The sequence below is a fragment of the Streptococcus cristatus genome (assembly GCF_003943465.1).
Lineage (GTDB): Bacteria > Bacillota > Bacilli > Lactobacillales > Streptococcaceae > Streptococcus > Streptococcus cristatus_C.
The window spans coordinates 361,543-375,015 of the sequence record NZ_RJPR01000001.1 but is presented as its reverse complement, the minus strand read 5'-3'; the positions used below and the strand labels follow the sequence as shown (position 1 = coordinate 375,015).

At 42.2% G+C, this 13,473-nt stretch carries 14 protein-coding genes; 8 read left to right on the top strand and 6 right to left on the bottom strand.

The genetic code is table 11. The features are described 5' to 3' along the window. Positions 1-59: 59 nt before the first annotated feature. Positions 60-581, bottom strand: coding sequence for a TetR/AcrR family transcriptional regulator (locus D8793_RS02050; RefSeq protein WP_125370751.1), 522 nt, complete (start codon positions 579-581; stop codon positions 60-62). Positions 582-750: 169 nt separating this feature from the next. Here D8793_RS02050 and D8793_RS02045 point away from each other — a divergent pair, with 169 nt between their 5' ends. From D8793_RS02045 to D8793_RS02030, 4 genes are all read left to right on the top strand, one after another. Further along, complete coding sequence (locus tag D8793_RS02045) at positions 751-1,611, top strand: cation diffusion facilitator family transporter (protein WP_125370752.1); 861 nt, start codon at positions 751-753, stop codon at positions 1,609-1,611. A 150-nt stretch (positions 1,612-1,761) separates the two neighbouring features. Beyond that, positions 1,762-2,364: a DUF3796 domain-containing protein gene (locus tag D8793_RS02040; protein WP_125370753.1), complete on the top strand. Its 603-nt coding sequence runs from the start codon at positions 1,762-1,764 to the stop codon at positions 2,362-2,364. A gap of 2 nt (positions 2,365-2,366) precedes the next feature. After that, positions 2,367-2,594, top strand: coding sequence for a helix-turn-helix transcriptional regulator (locus D8793_RS02035; protein WP_125370754.1), 228 nt, complete (start codon positions 2,367-2,369; stop codon positions 2,592-2,594). Then, a complete protein-coding gene (locus D8793_RS02030) occupies positions 2,591-3,238 on the top strand; it encodes a Maf family protein (protein ID WP_125370755.1) in 648 nt (215 codons plus the stop codon). The genes D8793_RS02035 and D8793_RS02030 overlap by 4 nt, the downstream gene beginning before the upstream one ends. Before the next feature lie 98 nt (positions 3,239-3,336). Here D8793_RS02030 and D8793_RS02025 read toward each other — a convergent pair whose 3' ends face one another. Both D8793_RS02025 and D8793_RS02020 read right to left on the bottom strand, forming a co-directional pair. Beyond that, positions 3,337-4,509, bottom strand: coding sequence for a family 1 glycosylhydrolase (locus D8793_RS02025; RefSeq protein ID WP_125370756.1), 1,173 nt, complete (start codon positions 4,507-4,509; stop codon positions 3,337-3,339). Positions 4,510-4,549: 40 nt separating this feature from the next. Then, a complete protein-coding gene (locus D8793_RS02020; protein WP_125370757.1) occupies positions 4,550-7,180 on the bottom strand; it encodes a serine-rich family protein in 2,631 nt (876 codons plus the stop codon). Between the two features lie 284 nt (positions 7,181-7,464). Between D8793_RS02020 and D8793_RS02015 the strand changes: the two genes are divergently transcribed. Continuing rightward, positions 7,465-8,292, top strand: coding sequence for an ABC transporter ATP-binding protein (locus tag D8793_RS02015; RefSeq protein ID WP_125370758.1), 828 nt, complete (start codon positions 7,465-7,467; stop codon positions 8,290-8,292). 1 nt (position 8,293) lies between these two features. After that, positions 8,294-8,986, top strand: coding sequence for an ABC transporter permease (locus D8793_RS02010; protein ID WP_125370759.1), 693 nt, complete (start codon positions 8,294-8,296; stop codon positions 8,984-8,986). A gap of 238 nt (positions 8,987-9,224) precedes the next feature. Here the strand turns inward: D8793_RS02010 and rpmG are convergent, their stop codons facing one another. After that, positions 9,225-9,374 (bottom strand): 50S ribosomal protein L33, encoded by a 150-nt coding sequence (rpmG, locus tag D8793_RS02005; protein WP_001265622.1) that lies wholly within the window; start codon positions 9,372-9,374, stop codon positions 9,225-9,227. 15 nt (positions 9,375-9,389) lie between these two features. Further along, positions 9,390-9,572, bottom strand: a complete 183-nt coding sequence (gene rpmF, locus D8793_RS02000) for a 50S ribosomal protein L32 (protein ID WP_000290416.1) — start codon at positions 9,570-9,572, stop codon at positions 9,390-9,392. Between the two features lie 252 nt (positions 9,573-9,824). On the opposite strand from rpmF, the gene ilvD reads away from it, so the two are divergent. Next, positions 9,825-11,546 carry a dihydroxy-acid dehydratase gene (gene ilvD, locus D8793_RS01995; protein WP_371259085.1) on the top strand — a complete coding sequence of 574 codons (1,722 nt, stop codon included), beginning with the start codon at positions 9,825-9,827 and terminating at the stop codon, positions 11,544-11,546. A 69-nt stretch (positions 11,547-11,615) separates the two neighbouring features. Here the strand turns inward: ilvD and D8793_RS01990 are convergent, their stop codons facing one another. Next, positions 11,616-11,957 (bottom strand): metal-sulfur cluster assembly factor, encoded by a 342-nt coding sequence (locus D8793_RS01990; protein WP_005591447.1) that lies wholly within the window; start codon positions 11,955-11,957, stop codon positions 11,616-11,618. Between the two features lie 184 nt (positions 11,958-12,141). Between D8793_RS01990 and hisS the strand changes: the two genes are divergently transcribed. Continuing rightward, positions 12,142-13,422, top strand: a complete 1,281-nt coding sequence (hisS, locus tag D8793_RS01985; RefSeq protein ID WP_125370760.1) for a histidine--tRNA ligase — start codon at positions 12,142-12,144, stop codon at positions 13,420-13,422. The last annotated feature ends 51 nt before the right edge of the window (positions 13,423-13,473 follow it).

Below are 13,473 nucleotides of genomic sequence, written 5' to 3'. Positions count from 1 at the left end.
TCGTACACCAAGGAACGATTATACCACATCTTCCCTGAAAATGATAGGCGAATTGCGGCTTAGTTCATCAAGTCCAGAAAATAATGGGAAATCGTGTCTTCGTCGACCTGATTTCGTTGCTGCAGCCACCAGCTGACCGTCTCCACAAAAGTTGACGTCACATAATTTTTTAAAAAGTTGTCCGGCAGATGGCTTTTTTTCTGCAATGATGTCTGCTCAATCATGGGAAAGAGATAGCGCTCTAGCTCGATTTTCAAGCGGTTGATGAAATAAGTATTTTTAGCTAGGAGAAGGGTGGCTATCCGATCCTGATTTTTCCGAAAGTGATGGAAAATATGGGCTGTCGCTTCAAATAAATCGCGTCCTTCAGACCGCTCGATAAAGGTATGCTGAAAGAGATCTTGGCAGAGTTCCTCCAGCAGGGTTTCCTTGGTCTCAAAGTGGCTATAGAAGGTGGAGCGGCCCACATCTGCTAGATCAATGATTTCCTGAACGGTGATGCTTTCGTAGCTTTTCTGATTGAGCAGGCTGATAAAGGCTTGGTAAATGGCTGCGCGTGATTTTTTTACTCGTCTATCCATGGAAATTCCGTACAAAAAGAGCTTTTTGTCTGCTAAGAGACAAAGGGCATGAACTGGCTCTTGTTTCCTTTCTGATAATAGTGGATAATATAATTGAACAGAGTGTTCGGTATTGATTAGATTATACCATAAATCGTATTCTTTTAGGAAAATAAATAAGGAGGTTCACATGAAATCCAGTAGAAATATGACAATCGCTTTTCTCTTGAACTTTTCTTTTGCTATTATTGAATTTATCTTTGGCCTTCTCTTTCATTCCAGTGCTGTCTTAGCGGATGCAATCCACGACACAGGAGATGCTCTGGCTATTGGCCTTTCGACTCTTTTTGAGAAGATTTCCACAAAAAAAGAAGACCGAGAATATACCTTGGGTTATAAGCGCTACAGCCTGCTGGGTGCTCTCTTGACCTCAGTGATTTTGCTGGTCGGTTCGACCTTGGTCATCGTGGAAAATGTCCCTAAATTATTCGCTCCTGAGAAGGTAAATTATGATGGCATGTTGGTTTTGGGAATTGTCGCTATTGTCGTCAATACAGCAGCCAGCAGAGTAGTCAGCCATGGCCACAGCAACAATGAATCCATTCTTAGCTTGCACTTTCTTGAGGATATCTTGGGTTGGCTAGCAGTTGTCGGAGTGTCTATTATTCTGCGCTTCACTGACTGGTATTTCCTGGATCCGCTGCTTTCTCTCGTCATCGCAGGCTTTATTCTCAGCAAGGCTCTGCCAAAATTTTGGGAGAATATCCAGATTTTCCTAGACCATGTGCCCAGCGATGTGGATCTCAGCCAGCTTTATCAGGAAATAGCAGTGCTGGAAAACGTGCGAGCCATCACCCAGCTCAATGTTTGGACGACGGATGGTTTGGAAAAATATGCCATGCTTCATATCTGTCTGGAAGATCCAAATTTGCTGGCTGAAACGCAGGCTGTCCTGCGCCAAAAGCTCCTGGCTTATGGCATTGCCAAAGTGACCATTCAGACCGATGAAAGCTTGCAGGAACACCAAGAATATTGTATTGGTAAAGAATAAGCCAGCTTCCCAGAGAAATTCTGGGGTTTTTGTTTGCGGAAATAAAAAAATTCCCAAATAGCACATAAATGCTTGTCTTTTTTTCTTGTGTGTGATATATTTATAACATAAAAGTGTTAGATATTTCTAACACTACGAAAGGAGTCTATCATGAAAAAAAGTCAAAAAATGGGTGGCCTCATTTTGCTGGTCGCCACCGCTCTCTTTATTGATTTTACTGTTTTCCTTGCTCCCAGCAATCTCAGCTGGTCATCCAAGTGGATAATTGTCGGTTTGGTAAGTATAGGTCAGCTCGTGAGTATCTGGTCTTGGTTTCACATGAAACCATGGCCTAAGAGGATGAAAGAAGTTCAAGAAAAGCAGGTCTATGATCTAACCATGAAATTTTATAATCTATTGACTCTTTCAGCAACCTCTATCTATACTGTCGGAATCTGGTTATGGACTCCAAGTACCAATCCGCCTTTTATAAAGTACATTGCTTTGGGAGGCTTCCTCGCTATCCAGTTTCTCTTTCTTTTATTTTTTGCCTTGAAAAAGGTCAAGGAAAGAGTAGACGAGCGCTTTTATGCCAATCTGGCAAAAGCAGCGACTTTGATGTTTGCCATCTGTATAGCAACTTTGCTGGTGCTTGCAGGGCTCAGCGCCAATATAGGAGCTATCACAGTCAATGCTGGAATATTTTTTATCATGATTGGTGTCTTGGTTTTGCTCTTTGGTTTTGTCTTCTTTTTATTTGAAAAGAGGGGTTAAAAATGGCCAAGGAAAGCAATATTATCACCAATCTCAAATTTGTCCGAGAATCCAGAGGCATGACCCAGCAGGAATTAGCGGATCGCATTGGAATGCGGCGCGAAACGATCTTGCACTTGGAGAATAACCGCTACAATCCCTCGCTAGAGATGGCTTTAAAAATCGCTCAGGTTTTTGATTTGCGGGTGGAGGAACTCTTTCAATTAAAGGACACAGGAGGACAATCATGAAGATGGTTTTTGACTACCAAAGGGAAGGTGAAAAAGGAGAGATTCGCCGCTTTGTTCTGCTATCTACGTCGCCCAGACGCAAGGAGTTGTTGAGCTTTTTGAATCCAGAGATTCAGGCTGTAGAAGTGGACGAGCGAGCTATTGAAGAGCATTGTATGGCAACCATCGATGATCAGGACTTTTTGACCAAGGCAGCCAAGATTTGCTGTGAGATTTCCAAGGCCAAGTCTGATTTGGACTTGGAAGCCGAGACCCTTTATATTTCGGCTGATACTATCGTAGTGGTGGGTGGTCAGATTTACAATAAACCACAGGATTTAGCTGAAGCTGGCCAGATGTTTCGCTCTTACTTTGGCAAGAGCCACCATGTAGTGACCTCGGTCTGCCTACGTATGCAGGATTTTCTAGAAGTCTTTTACACCGTGGCGAAGGTGGACTTTGTAGATTATTACCCAGAATTAGAGCCTATCATCGAGGCCTACCTACATGACAAGCGTCCGCTAGACAAGGCGGGTGCTTATGGCTTTCAGGAGCTGGATCCTCGCTTTATCCGTTCAATTACAGGTGATATGCACACCATCATCGGCCTGCCTGTCGCTGAGACTAGCTATCGGATTTTTAGAGGTAGCAAAGGAAAAGAGTAAGGCTTTGATTCTATTCTAAAACATCAAAAATCTCCCCACAAGTGATTATTCACTTTCTCGGGGAGATTTTTTCTATGTTTTGAGCTTGAGACTGGATCCTAGATATTTACATCGCTCCAGCTAAATGGTGTGTAGCCAAGCAGCTCAATCCCGTCAATCTCAACGGATTTAATAATTTCTTGAACGTTGTCTTGAATGCTCTTAGCTAATTGCGGGTGGTCAGAGACCTCAGAACAAGTCTCAATGACCAACAGAGGCTTGTGGTAGCGCTCATATAGCTCAGACATGGCAATCCGAAGAAGGACAGGTTGTGCAAGGCAAGTTTCTACATTTTTGCGGACATATTTGTTGGTAAACAAATCTTGGATATTTTCCGCCGCATAATGTGAGAAAGCAACAAAGTCCACGATGCCTTCTCTTAAGGCGAAGACATCTTCTTCCGTAATGCCCAGATCCAGCTGATTTCGCTCAATGTAGCGAAGGAAGTGGTTTGGATAGTGGCCCTTGGTCTGCACATCTGTAAAAATGTAGTTTTTACGTCTGTTCAACTCATGGCCCAAGGCATCAGTAGCTGAGTGATTTTCTTGGTGAGAGTCACTATTGATGGTAATCAAGCTACCAAATTGGAAGGTTGGATTGATGGTTTGACCGAGCTTAACCACGTTTGCGGATGCGATTAGCTGATGGTGAGCAGCCAGCCAGATTTGTTGCTCCTGGTTTTCCGTGCTACCAAAGTGTAGCCCAGCGCCCAAGAATGGCAAATAGGAAAGAGCACTCATTTCTTTAAAGGTAATCCAGTAAGTGACTTTTTCTTTAAAGTGGGTCAAAACGGCTTCGCAATACTTTTCATACATGGCAATCATTTGCCGACTTTTCCATGCTCCGTATTTTTCATACAAATGAAGCGGGAAATCGAAATGAGACAGGCTTACAATTGGTTCGATGTCATTTTCGAGCAGTGCATCGATAATTGACTCATAGAAAGCAAGGACTTTAGCATCGGGTCTCCGCTCTTCTCCTGTCGGGAAGAGGCGAGTCCATGAAAAGGACAGCTGGTAGGTATTGAAGCCCATTGTTTTAATTTTTTCAATGTCTGCCAGATAATCCTGTTTGCTGGAGCCTTGTTTGAACAGATCGTAGGCTCCTAAGGGAATTGTTCGATAATCAACTGTTCCGTCCATGACAGAGAGACGATAGCCTTCACCATACTGGGGTAGAATGTCGGTGATTCCTAGACTTTTACCATTACTTGATAGAATATTTCTAATCATATTAGTTCCTTTCAGTATTCATTCGCTGTTTGTTCTGAGCTTATTTTTTCTGTCTCTTAGTAATCATGGCTAAGGTTGATAGATTCTGTGTGACAGTAGTAAATTCAGAAGCCATGCTTTGCGATTGATATACGGCAGCAGACAGACTGATCGAATGGGCTCTCTCTGCACTGATTGATTGTTCAATAATCATTCTTTGTGATTGTGACTCAGCGATAGATAGACTGATTGAACGCTCTCTTTCCAAGCTCATTGATTGCTCAATAGCGATACTTTGTGATTGCGATTCAGCCACAGACAGGCTACGTGACTGTTCTTGCTCTAGGCTGATAGACTGCTCAATGATCTTACTTTGGGCTTCAGATTGGGCAAGGTAAATGCTGAATGAATGATCCTGTTCGACGCTGATTGATTGTTCAACGGCTCTGCTGAGGATTTTAGATTCTGCAGTAGATAAGCTAAATGATTGTTCTTGCTCCAAGCTGGTAGACTGCTCAATAGTATCTCTTTTGGCTCTAGATTCCGCAGCTGCCAAACTGTATGAATATTCCTGTTCCAGATTGCGAGATTGTTCTACTGCCGCATGTTGTGATTGCGATTCCGCGATAGACAGGCTGCGTGACTGTTCTTGTTCCAAGCTGATAGACTGCTCTACGGCTACGCTTTTCGCTTGTGATTCCGCCATAGACAGGTTAGTAGATACTTCATTTTCTAGGCTGATAGACTGTTCAATAGCAATGCTTTGAATTTCATTTTCAGTAACAGATAGGCTTAGTGATGCCTCGTTCTCCGCGCTAATAGATTGTTCAATTGCCCGACTTAAGGCTTCGGATTCCGCTACAGATAGGCTGATAGACGCTTCATTTTCCGCGCTAATTGATAATTCGATCGCTTGACTTAGTGCTTCAGACTCTACGATAGATAAGCTCGTAGACACTTCGTTTTCCGTGATAATAGACTGTTCAATAGCTCTATCTAAGACATGGGATTCCTCTACAGACAGGCTAGTAGACGCTTCGATTTCTGCGCTGATTGATTCTTGGATGGCAATGCTTTGAGAAACAGATTCAGCCATAGACAGGCTAGCAGACGCTTCGACTTCTGCACTGATTGATTCTTGGATAGCGATGCTTTGAGAAACGGACTCAGCCACGGACAAGCTGATAGACGCTTCGACTTCTGCACTGATTGATTCTTGGATAGCAACGCTTTGAGAAATAGACTCGGCCACCGACAAGCTAGTAGATGCTTCGATTTCCGCGCTGATAGATTCTTGAATCGCAATGCTTTGCGAAATAGACTCGGCTACGGACAAGCTGGTAGACGCTTCGATTTCTGCGCTGATAGATTCTTGGATGGCAACGCTCTGAGAAATAGACTCCGCCACGGACAAGCTGGTAGAAGCTTCCAATTCTGCGCTAATGGATTCCTGAATCGCGATACTTTGCGAAATAGATTCAGCCACAGATAGGCTCAGCGAAGCTTCCAATTCCGCGCTGATCGATTCTTGGATAGCAATGCTTTGTGACACCGATTCCGCCACAGACAGGCTCTTAGACGCTTGGATTTCCGCGCTGATCGATTCTTGGACTGCAATGCTTTGCGAAACAGACTCTGCTACAGATAGGCTAGTAGATGCTTCCGTTTCTGCGCTGATAGATTCTTGGATAGCAATACTTTGCGAAACAGACTCTGCTACAGATAGGCTAGTAGAAGCTTCCAATTCCGCGCTGATAGATTCTTGGATGGCAACGTTCTGAGAAATAGACTCGGCTACGGACAAGCTGGTAGAAGCTTCCAATTCTGCGCTGATAGATTCTTGGATAGCAATGCTTTGCGCCACAGACTCCGCCACGGACAAGCTCAGTGATGCTTCAATTTCCGCGCTGATCGATTCTTGGATAGCAACACTCTGAGAAATAGACTCAGCAACAGATAAGCTCAGCGACGTTTCCAATTCTGCGCTGATAGATTCTTGGATAGCGATGCTTTGCGATACAGACTCTGCCACGGACAAGCTAGTAGACGCCTCGTTGTCCGCATTGAGAGACTCTTCAGCGGCCATGCTTTGAGATACAGATTCGAAAATTGATAAGCTCAGCGACGCTCTATTTTCTTCAAGGATTGATTGCTCGAAGGCATGACTTTGCGCAATTGACAAGCTAGCAGAAGTATCCGTTTCCTTGCTGTCAGATTGCCCAACTTTCAAACTTTGTGTCTGTGATTCGGTTACTTCTAAACTACGAGAAGCCTTTTTACTTTCTATACTTAATGATAGAGATATTGAATCAGCAGTGCTCTTCAAGCCCCTCTTTTTCATAGAATCTGAAGAAATGTTTGTCTCAGCAGATTCTATCGTGCTAGCTGCCTGGCTTTTCGCTGCCATTTTTTCCTGCTCCAGACTAGCTTCACTTTCTACAGCTGGAGATTCGTCTACTTCTTCTCCACCGATATTCATAACATCCAAGCGGTCGTAGTATTGGATCGATTCCAAAGCTTTCTCAATGAGGAAATTTTCTCTATCTTCTGGGTTCACATTGACTTGTGGGTTATTTCCTTCATTGTTATGAACCGCAGAAGTGGATGATTCGTCCTCTTCTCCTTTTATAAGACGCTTAAAGCCACCTAAAAAATTACGAAACATACCTTTGTTCTCATCATTATTTGGCATGGACATACTCTCCCTAATTTTAGTAATAATACTATTATAAAGGCTAGTAGAGCATCTGTCAAAATTTATTGCATTAAAATGAAGATTTTCAAAAGTAAGGGTTTTCTTGGAATTTTATAAGAGTTTTTCGCTGAATTTTATCCATCTTTGCTCTCTTTTTTGAAGGATTTGAAGTCGATATTGATAATAGCTTCGAAATAATGATATAATATGAGAAGTTATGATTGTATTCCGTTCATTTAATGTTTACCGGAGAGAAATAGTTATAGAGGAAAGACAAAGAGATGAATAAAAGTATTGTAATTTCAAATCTTAGAAAGAATTTCAAAGGAAAAATTGCACTCCAAGATATAAATCTTTCAATTAATGGTGGAGAGATTTTTGGGTTTTTAGGTCCATCTGGCGCTGGTAAAACCACAACAATAAATATTTTAACAGGGCAATTATCACCAGATGAAGGCGCTGCAAAAATATTAGGGGAAGATTGTACTCAATTAACTTCCGACAAATTTCTAGAATTGGGAATTATGAGTGATAATGTTGGTTTTTATGATAGATTATCACTCTATGATAATTTAATATTTTTTGCTAAATTTCATAATGTAGAAATTTCTTATCTTGACAGTTTACTTAAGCGGTTGAAACTATATGACGATCGATTTAAAAAAGCAGAAAAACTATCTACAGGGATGAAGCAACGAATGTTATTAATCCGAGCAATTTTGCATTCCCCACAGCTAATCTTTTTAGATGAACCTACTTCAGGAATGGATCCTACCCTGTCTCAAATAGTTCATGACTTATTATTAGAAATTAAAGAGGCGGGAACAACGATTTTTTTGACAACTCATAACATGGAGGAGGCAACCAAATTATGTGATTCAATAGCTTTGCTTCATAAAGGTAAAATAATAGAAAGTGGTTCCCCTCATGACATTATCGATAAATATAGCCAGACAGATAAGGTAAAAGTCACTTATTTTGATGGGAAAGAAATTATTGTTCCAAAGGGAGAAGTTTCAAAATATTTAGGAAAGAATGTAAAAACGATCAATTCTCTTGAAACGAACCTTGAAAGCATCTTTATTCAATTAACAGGAGAAAAACTATAATATGTTTAATCGATTTTTTAGTTTGTTGTGGTTACGGTATCGCTACCTTCTTAATAATAAAATGATTTTATTTGTATGTGTGTTTACACCAATTGTAGACTTTTCCGTTTTAAACTTTGTACCAGATGTTCGTGGGTCTATATTTTTAATGAGTATGGCGGTTATTACGATTTATAGTCTAACTGCTGGAACCTTTACAACATTGATTATAAGCGAGGAAAAAGACAAAAAGAACCTCAGAACATTAATTTTAACGGGGGTCACAACACCTGAGTACATTTTATCGACGATTTTATTTCCTTTACTGTTTTCAATATTAGGGGTCTGTATTATGCCTATTGCTTTTGCTATATCCATACCTCACATTGGGGTATACGCATTAGTAACTTTCTTAACGATTACTTGCTTTATTTTTGTCAATTTAGCGATAGCACTATTCTGTAAAAATCAAACACAAGCGTCTGCTGTAAGCTTGATTTTCTACCTGCTTATAATGTCCTTACCTCTGTTTTCAAGTGTTAATAAAGTTGCAAAATTATTAACAGATTTTTCACTATTAGGAGCACACAATCAGTATTTTAACAGTATGGCTACCTTTAGTCTTTTGACACCTCAATTCTTTGCACTTATCATTTGGATTGTGGCAATGCTTGTACTTGTATATATAGGGTTTGGATGGAATCGTAAACATTGAGTTTGACTGGCTGTTTAAAAGCTAGATAAAAAGCTTCATAATTCCTACAGTGATTTTCCCCACTATAAAATTATAGAGTGCTAAGAAGACAGTAGATTGGATTCTACCGTCTTTTTATATCCGAACATCTAAATTTATTTCATAAAGAAGCAGAGTTTGGATTGCAATACAATATCGCATTTAATAAAAAGAAAAAAGCCTTTGAAATATTGATTTCATAGGCTTTCTGTATGTTGTCTTATTTAACTTCTGTAAACACAACGTGTTTGCGAAGTTTTGGTGAGTATTTCTTCAATTGAAGACGGTCTGGAGTGTTACGTTTGTTTTTAGAAGTAAGGTACAAGCGTTCACCAGATTCTTTGTGTTCAAGTGTAATATTTACGCGCATGGTATCTCCCTTCTATTATTCAGCTGCTGCAGCTTTAGCGATTTTACGTCCTTTGTAGTATCCTTTAAGTGATACACGGTGAGAACGTGAGTAATCTCCAGTAGTTTCGTCAAAGTTTACAGATGGAGCTGTTACTTTGTAGTGTGTACGACGTTTGTTTTTCTTCGCTTTTGAAGTGCGACGTGCAGGTACTGCCATTGTTTGTTTCTCCTTTTAGAATGTAATTCGATGCAATCTCATGATTTTCATCAACTTTAACAGTATAACAAAACTTTTTTGTAAAGTAAAGTTACTTGACAGAATTTTTTGATTTTCTTTTTGACAATAGCAGAGCTTTTTATCAGTTTCACCTATTTTGGGGGTTATTATTCCAATATTCTGAAAATTTAAAAATTTTCTTCTGTCCAACAGAGCATAAGTGTGGTATAATAAAGCACAAAGATGACTACAATGAAAGGGAAAGACATGACAGATAAATTAGATACACGCCACAGAAGTAAGATTTATGATAGTATGGTCAAATCTCCTAACCGCGCCATGCTTCGTGCAACAGGGATGACGGACAAGGACTTTGAGACTCCGATTGTCGGAGTGATTTCGACTTGGGCTGAAAATACGCCTTGTAATATTCACTTGCATGATTTTGGTAAACTAGCCAAGGAAGGAGTAAAAGAACAGGGGGCTTGGCCTGTTCAGTTCGGTACGATTACTGTAGCAGACGGGATTGCCATGGGAACACCGGGCATGCGCTTCTCTCTGACCTCACGCGACATCATCGCAGACTCTATCGAAGCTGCCATGGGCGGACATAATGTGGATGCCTTCGTCGCTATCGGGGGCTGTGATAAGAATATGCCTGGCTCTATGATTGCCATTGCGAATATGGATATTCCAGCTATTTTCGCTTATGGTGGAACCATTGCACCCGGGAATCTTGATGGAAAAGACATTGACTTGGTTTCCGTCTTTGAAGGAATCGGGAAGTGGAATCATGGCGATTTGACTGCTGAGGAAGTGCGCCGCATCGAGTGTAATGCCTGCCCTGGCCCTGGTGGCTGTGGCGGTATGTATACGGCAAATACTATGGCGACAGCTATTGAAGTTCTAGGTATGAGTTTGCCAGGTTCTTCTTCTCACCCAGCAGAATCTCAAGATAAGAAGGATGATATCGTGGAAGCTGGTCGAGCAGTTGTCCGGATGCTGGAAATGGGGCTCAAACCGTCTGACATTCTGACTCGCGAAGCCTTCGAAGATGCCATCACAGTGACCATGGCTCTGGGTGGCTCTACCAATGCTACTCTGCACTTGTTGGCCATTGCCCATGCGGCTAATGTGGAGCTGACCTTGGATGATTTCAATGTCATTCAAGAGCGCGTGCCGCATTTGGCGGATTTGAAACCATCCGGCCAGTATGTCTTCCAAGACCTATACAATGTCGGTGGTGTGCCTGCCGTTATGAAATATCTTTTGGCGAACGGCTTCTTGCACGGTGATCGAATCACTTGTACAGGTAAGACGGTGGCGGAAAACTTGGCTGACTTTGCTGACTTGACACCAGGTCAGAAGGTCATCATGCCGCTGGAAAATCCAAAACGTGCGGACGGTCCATTGATTATCTTGCATGGGAATCTAGCACCAGACGGTGCTGTTGCCAAGGTATCAGGTGTTAAAGTTCGTCGTCACGTAGGACCAGCCAAGGTCTTTGACTCAGAAGAAGCTGCTATTGATGCAGTGTTGGCCGATGAAGTAGTCGATGGCGATGTAGTCGTGGTTCGCTACGTTGGTCCAAAGGGTGGCCCTGGTATGCCAGAAATGCTGTCACTTTCTTCTATCATCGTAGGGAAAGGCCAAGGAGATAAGGTAGCCCTCTTGACAGACGGTCGCTTCTCAGGTGGTACCTACGGTCTCGTTGTCGGACATATCGCTCCGGAAGCTCAGGATGGTGGCCCGATTGCCTACCTTCGCACAGGCGATATGGTCACGGTTGACCAAGATACCAAGGAAATTTCCATGGCAGTTTCTGAAGAAGAACTTGAAAAACGAAAAGCAGAAACAACTATTCCACCGCTTTATAGCCGCGGTGTACTTGGTAAATATGCTCATATGGTATCCTCTGCCGCTAAAGGTGCTGTTACCGACTTCTGGAAACCAGAAGAAACAGGGAAGAAATAGCCTATATATGATAAAAGAACCCGCTAGTTTTTCTAGCGGGTTTATTAATTTGGATGAATGTTCATCTTCTTATCTAGGACTAATCCCCAGCGCAATTCGTCCAAAGCGACTGATGCGGGTGATTTTCCACGCGGGCGACCAAGTGACTTCAACGGAGACAGTTTCGATGCCCTCGATTTGCTTCAGGGACTCGACAATTTCAATAGGAACGGTCTCGGTACAGTCGCAGGCTGTGTCTGTGAAGGTCATGACAATCTTGCAGTGGCCAGTCTCGTCAAGATTGATTTCATAGATGAGCCCGAGATTGTAGACATCAAGCTCGACCTCTGGATCGTAAATCGTTTCGAGTTTTTTAATTAATTCTTCTTGGATAGCTGCTGCTCGGTCATTGATTTTGATATCGTCTCTCATCTTCGCTCCTTCTTTCTCTATAGAATGGTGGTCTTATTTTCTCATAATTCTGACAATTTTTCAAGAAATTCTAGCGAATGAAAACGGATTTAGTCTCTCGTAGGGAATTTTTCTGCTCTAACTCCTCAAAACATCTGATTTATGGTAAAATAATAGATATTATATAGTTGCAGAGGATTAGAAAATGAAATTACAAAAACCTAAAGGAACTCAGGATATCCTCCCTCAGGAATCTGCTAAATGGCAGTATCTGGAGGAGTTTGCTCGTGAGACGTTTAAAAAATACAACTATGCGGAAATTCGGACACCGATTTTTGAACACTATGAGGTCATCAGTCGTTCTGTTGGAGATACGACAGACATCGTGACCAAGGAAATGTATGATTTCTACGATAAGGGAGATCGTCATATTACGCTACGGCCAGAAGGAACTGCACCGGTCGTTCGTTCTTATGTCGAAAACAAGCTCTTTGCACCAGAAGTTCAAAAGCCAGTTAAGCTTTATTATATGGGCTCTATGTTCCGCTATGAGCGGCCTCAGGCTGGTCGCTTGCGCGAATTTCACCAAATCGGGGTGGAGTGCTTCGGCTCTGAAAATCCAGCGACAGATGCAGAAACGATTGCTATGGCTGCCCAGTTCTTCAAGGAAATTGGAATTGGGCAGGTGACGCTGCAGCTGAATAGTTTGGGAAATGCGGCGAGTCGGGCTGCCTACCGTCAGGCCTTGATTGATTATTTGACTCCGCTGAAAGACAGTCTTTCTAAGGATAGTCAGCGTCGTTTGGAGGAAAATCCGCTGCGGGTGCTGGATTCGAAGGAAAAAGAAGATAAGGCAGCTGTTGCGCAGGCTCCTTCGATTTTGGACTTTCTGGACGAGGAGAGCCAGGAGCATTTTGCGGCTGTCCGCTCAATGCTAGAGTCTTTGGAGGTTCCTTATGTCATTAACACCAATATGGTGCGCGGTCTGGACTACTACAATCACACGATTTTTGAGTTTACGACTGATGTGGCAGGCAGCGAACTAACTATCTGTGCGGGCGGTCGCTATGATGGCTTGGTTGACTACTTTGGTGGACCAGAAACCCCTGCCTTTGGTTTTGGTATGGGAATGGAGCGTCTGCTCTTGGTTTTAGAAAAACAGGGAGTAGCTCTGCCACTTGAGACAGGCTTGGATGCCTATATTGCTGTTTTGGGTGAGGCTGCCAATCGCAGTGCTTTGGAATTAGTACAGGCTCTCCGCAATCAAGGATTTGCGGTCGAGCGAGACTATTTGGACCGCAAGCTCAAGGCACAATTCAAGTCAGCAGATGCTTTCAGGGCAAAAACTATCATTACTTTAGGTGAAAGCGAGATCGAAAGCAACCAAGTCACTGTGAAGAATAATGCGACTCGTCAAGAAGTAGTGGTTGGTCTAGATCAAGTTCAAGAAAACTATCAGGTTGTTCTCGAAAAATTAGGTTGTTAGAGAAAAACTTTCCTTTTCTTAAAGGCCGAGCTCTTTAAGGAATCTCGAAAC

Excerpts from the sequence above, each read along its gene's own strand:
- ilvD (WP_371259085.1), top strand. The coding sequence starts at position 9,825 with ATGAAAGGGAAAGACATGACAGATAAATTAGATACACGCCACAGAAGT.
- D8793_RS02040 (WP_125370753.1), top strand. The coding sequence starts at position 1,762 with ATGAAAAAAAGTCAAAAAATGGGTGGCCTCATTTTGCTGGTCGCCACC.
- D8793_RS02045 (WP_125370752.1), top strand. The coding sequence starts at position 751 with ATGAAATCCAGTAGAAATATGACAATCGCTTTTCTCTTGAACTTTTCT.
- D8793_RS01990 (WP_005591447.1), bottom strand. The coding sequence starts at position 11,957 with ATGAGAGACGATATCAAAATCAATGACCGAGCAGCAGCTATCCAAGAA.
- hisS (WP_125370760.1), top strand. The coding sequence starts at position 12,142 with ATGAAATTACAAAAACCTAAAGGAACTCAGGATATCCTCCCTCAGGAA.
- D8793_RS02030 (WP_125370755.1), top strand. The coding sequence starts at position 2,591 with ATGAAGATGGTTTTTGACTACCAAAGGGAAGGTGAAAAAGGAGAGATT.
- rpmF (WP_000290416.1), bottom strand. The coding sequence starts at position 9,572 with ATGGCAGTACCTGCACGTCGCACTTCAAAAGCGAAGAAAAACAAACGT.
- D8793_RS02025 (WP_125370756.1), bottom strand. The coding sequence starts at position 4,509 with ATGATTAGAAATATTCTATCAAGTAATGGTAAAAGTCTAGGAATCACC.
- D8793_RS02010 (WP_125370759.1), top strand. The coding sequence starts at position 8,294 with ATGTTTAATCGATTTTTTAGTTTGTTGTGGTTACGGTATCGCTACCTT.
- D8793_RS02015 (WP_125370758.1), top strand. The coding sequence starts at position 7,465 with ATGAATAAAAGTATTGTAATTTCAAATCTTAGAAAGAATTTCAAAGGA.
- D8793_RS02050 (WP_125370751.1), bottom strand. The coding sequence starts at position 581 with ATGGATAGACGAGTAAAAAAATCACGCGCAGCCATTTACCAAGCCTTT.
- D8793_RS02035 (WP_125370754.1), top strand. The coding sequence starts at position 2,367 with ATGGCCAAGGAAAGCAATATTATCACCAATCTCAAATTTGTCCGAGAA.
- rpmG (WP_001265622.1), bottom strand. The coding sequence starts at position 9,374 with ATGCGCGTAAATATTACACTTGAACACAAAGAATCTGGTGAACGCTTG.
- D8793_RS02020 (WP_125370757.1), bottom strand. The coding sequence starts at position 7,180 with ATGCCAAATAATGATGAGAACAAAGGTATGTTTCGTAATTTTTTAGGT.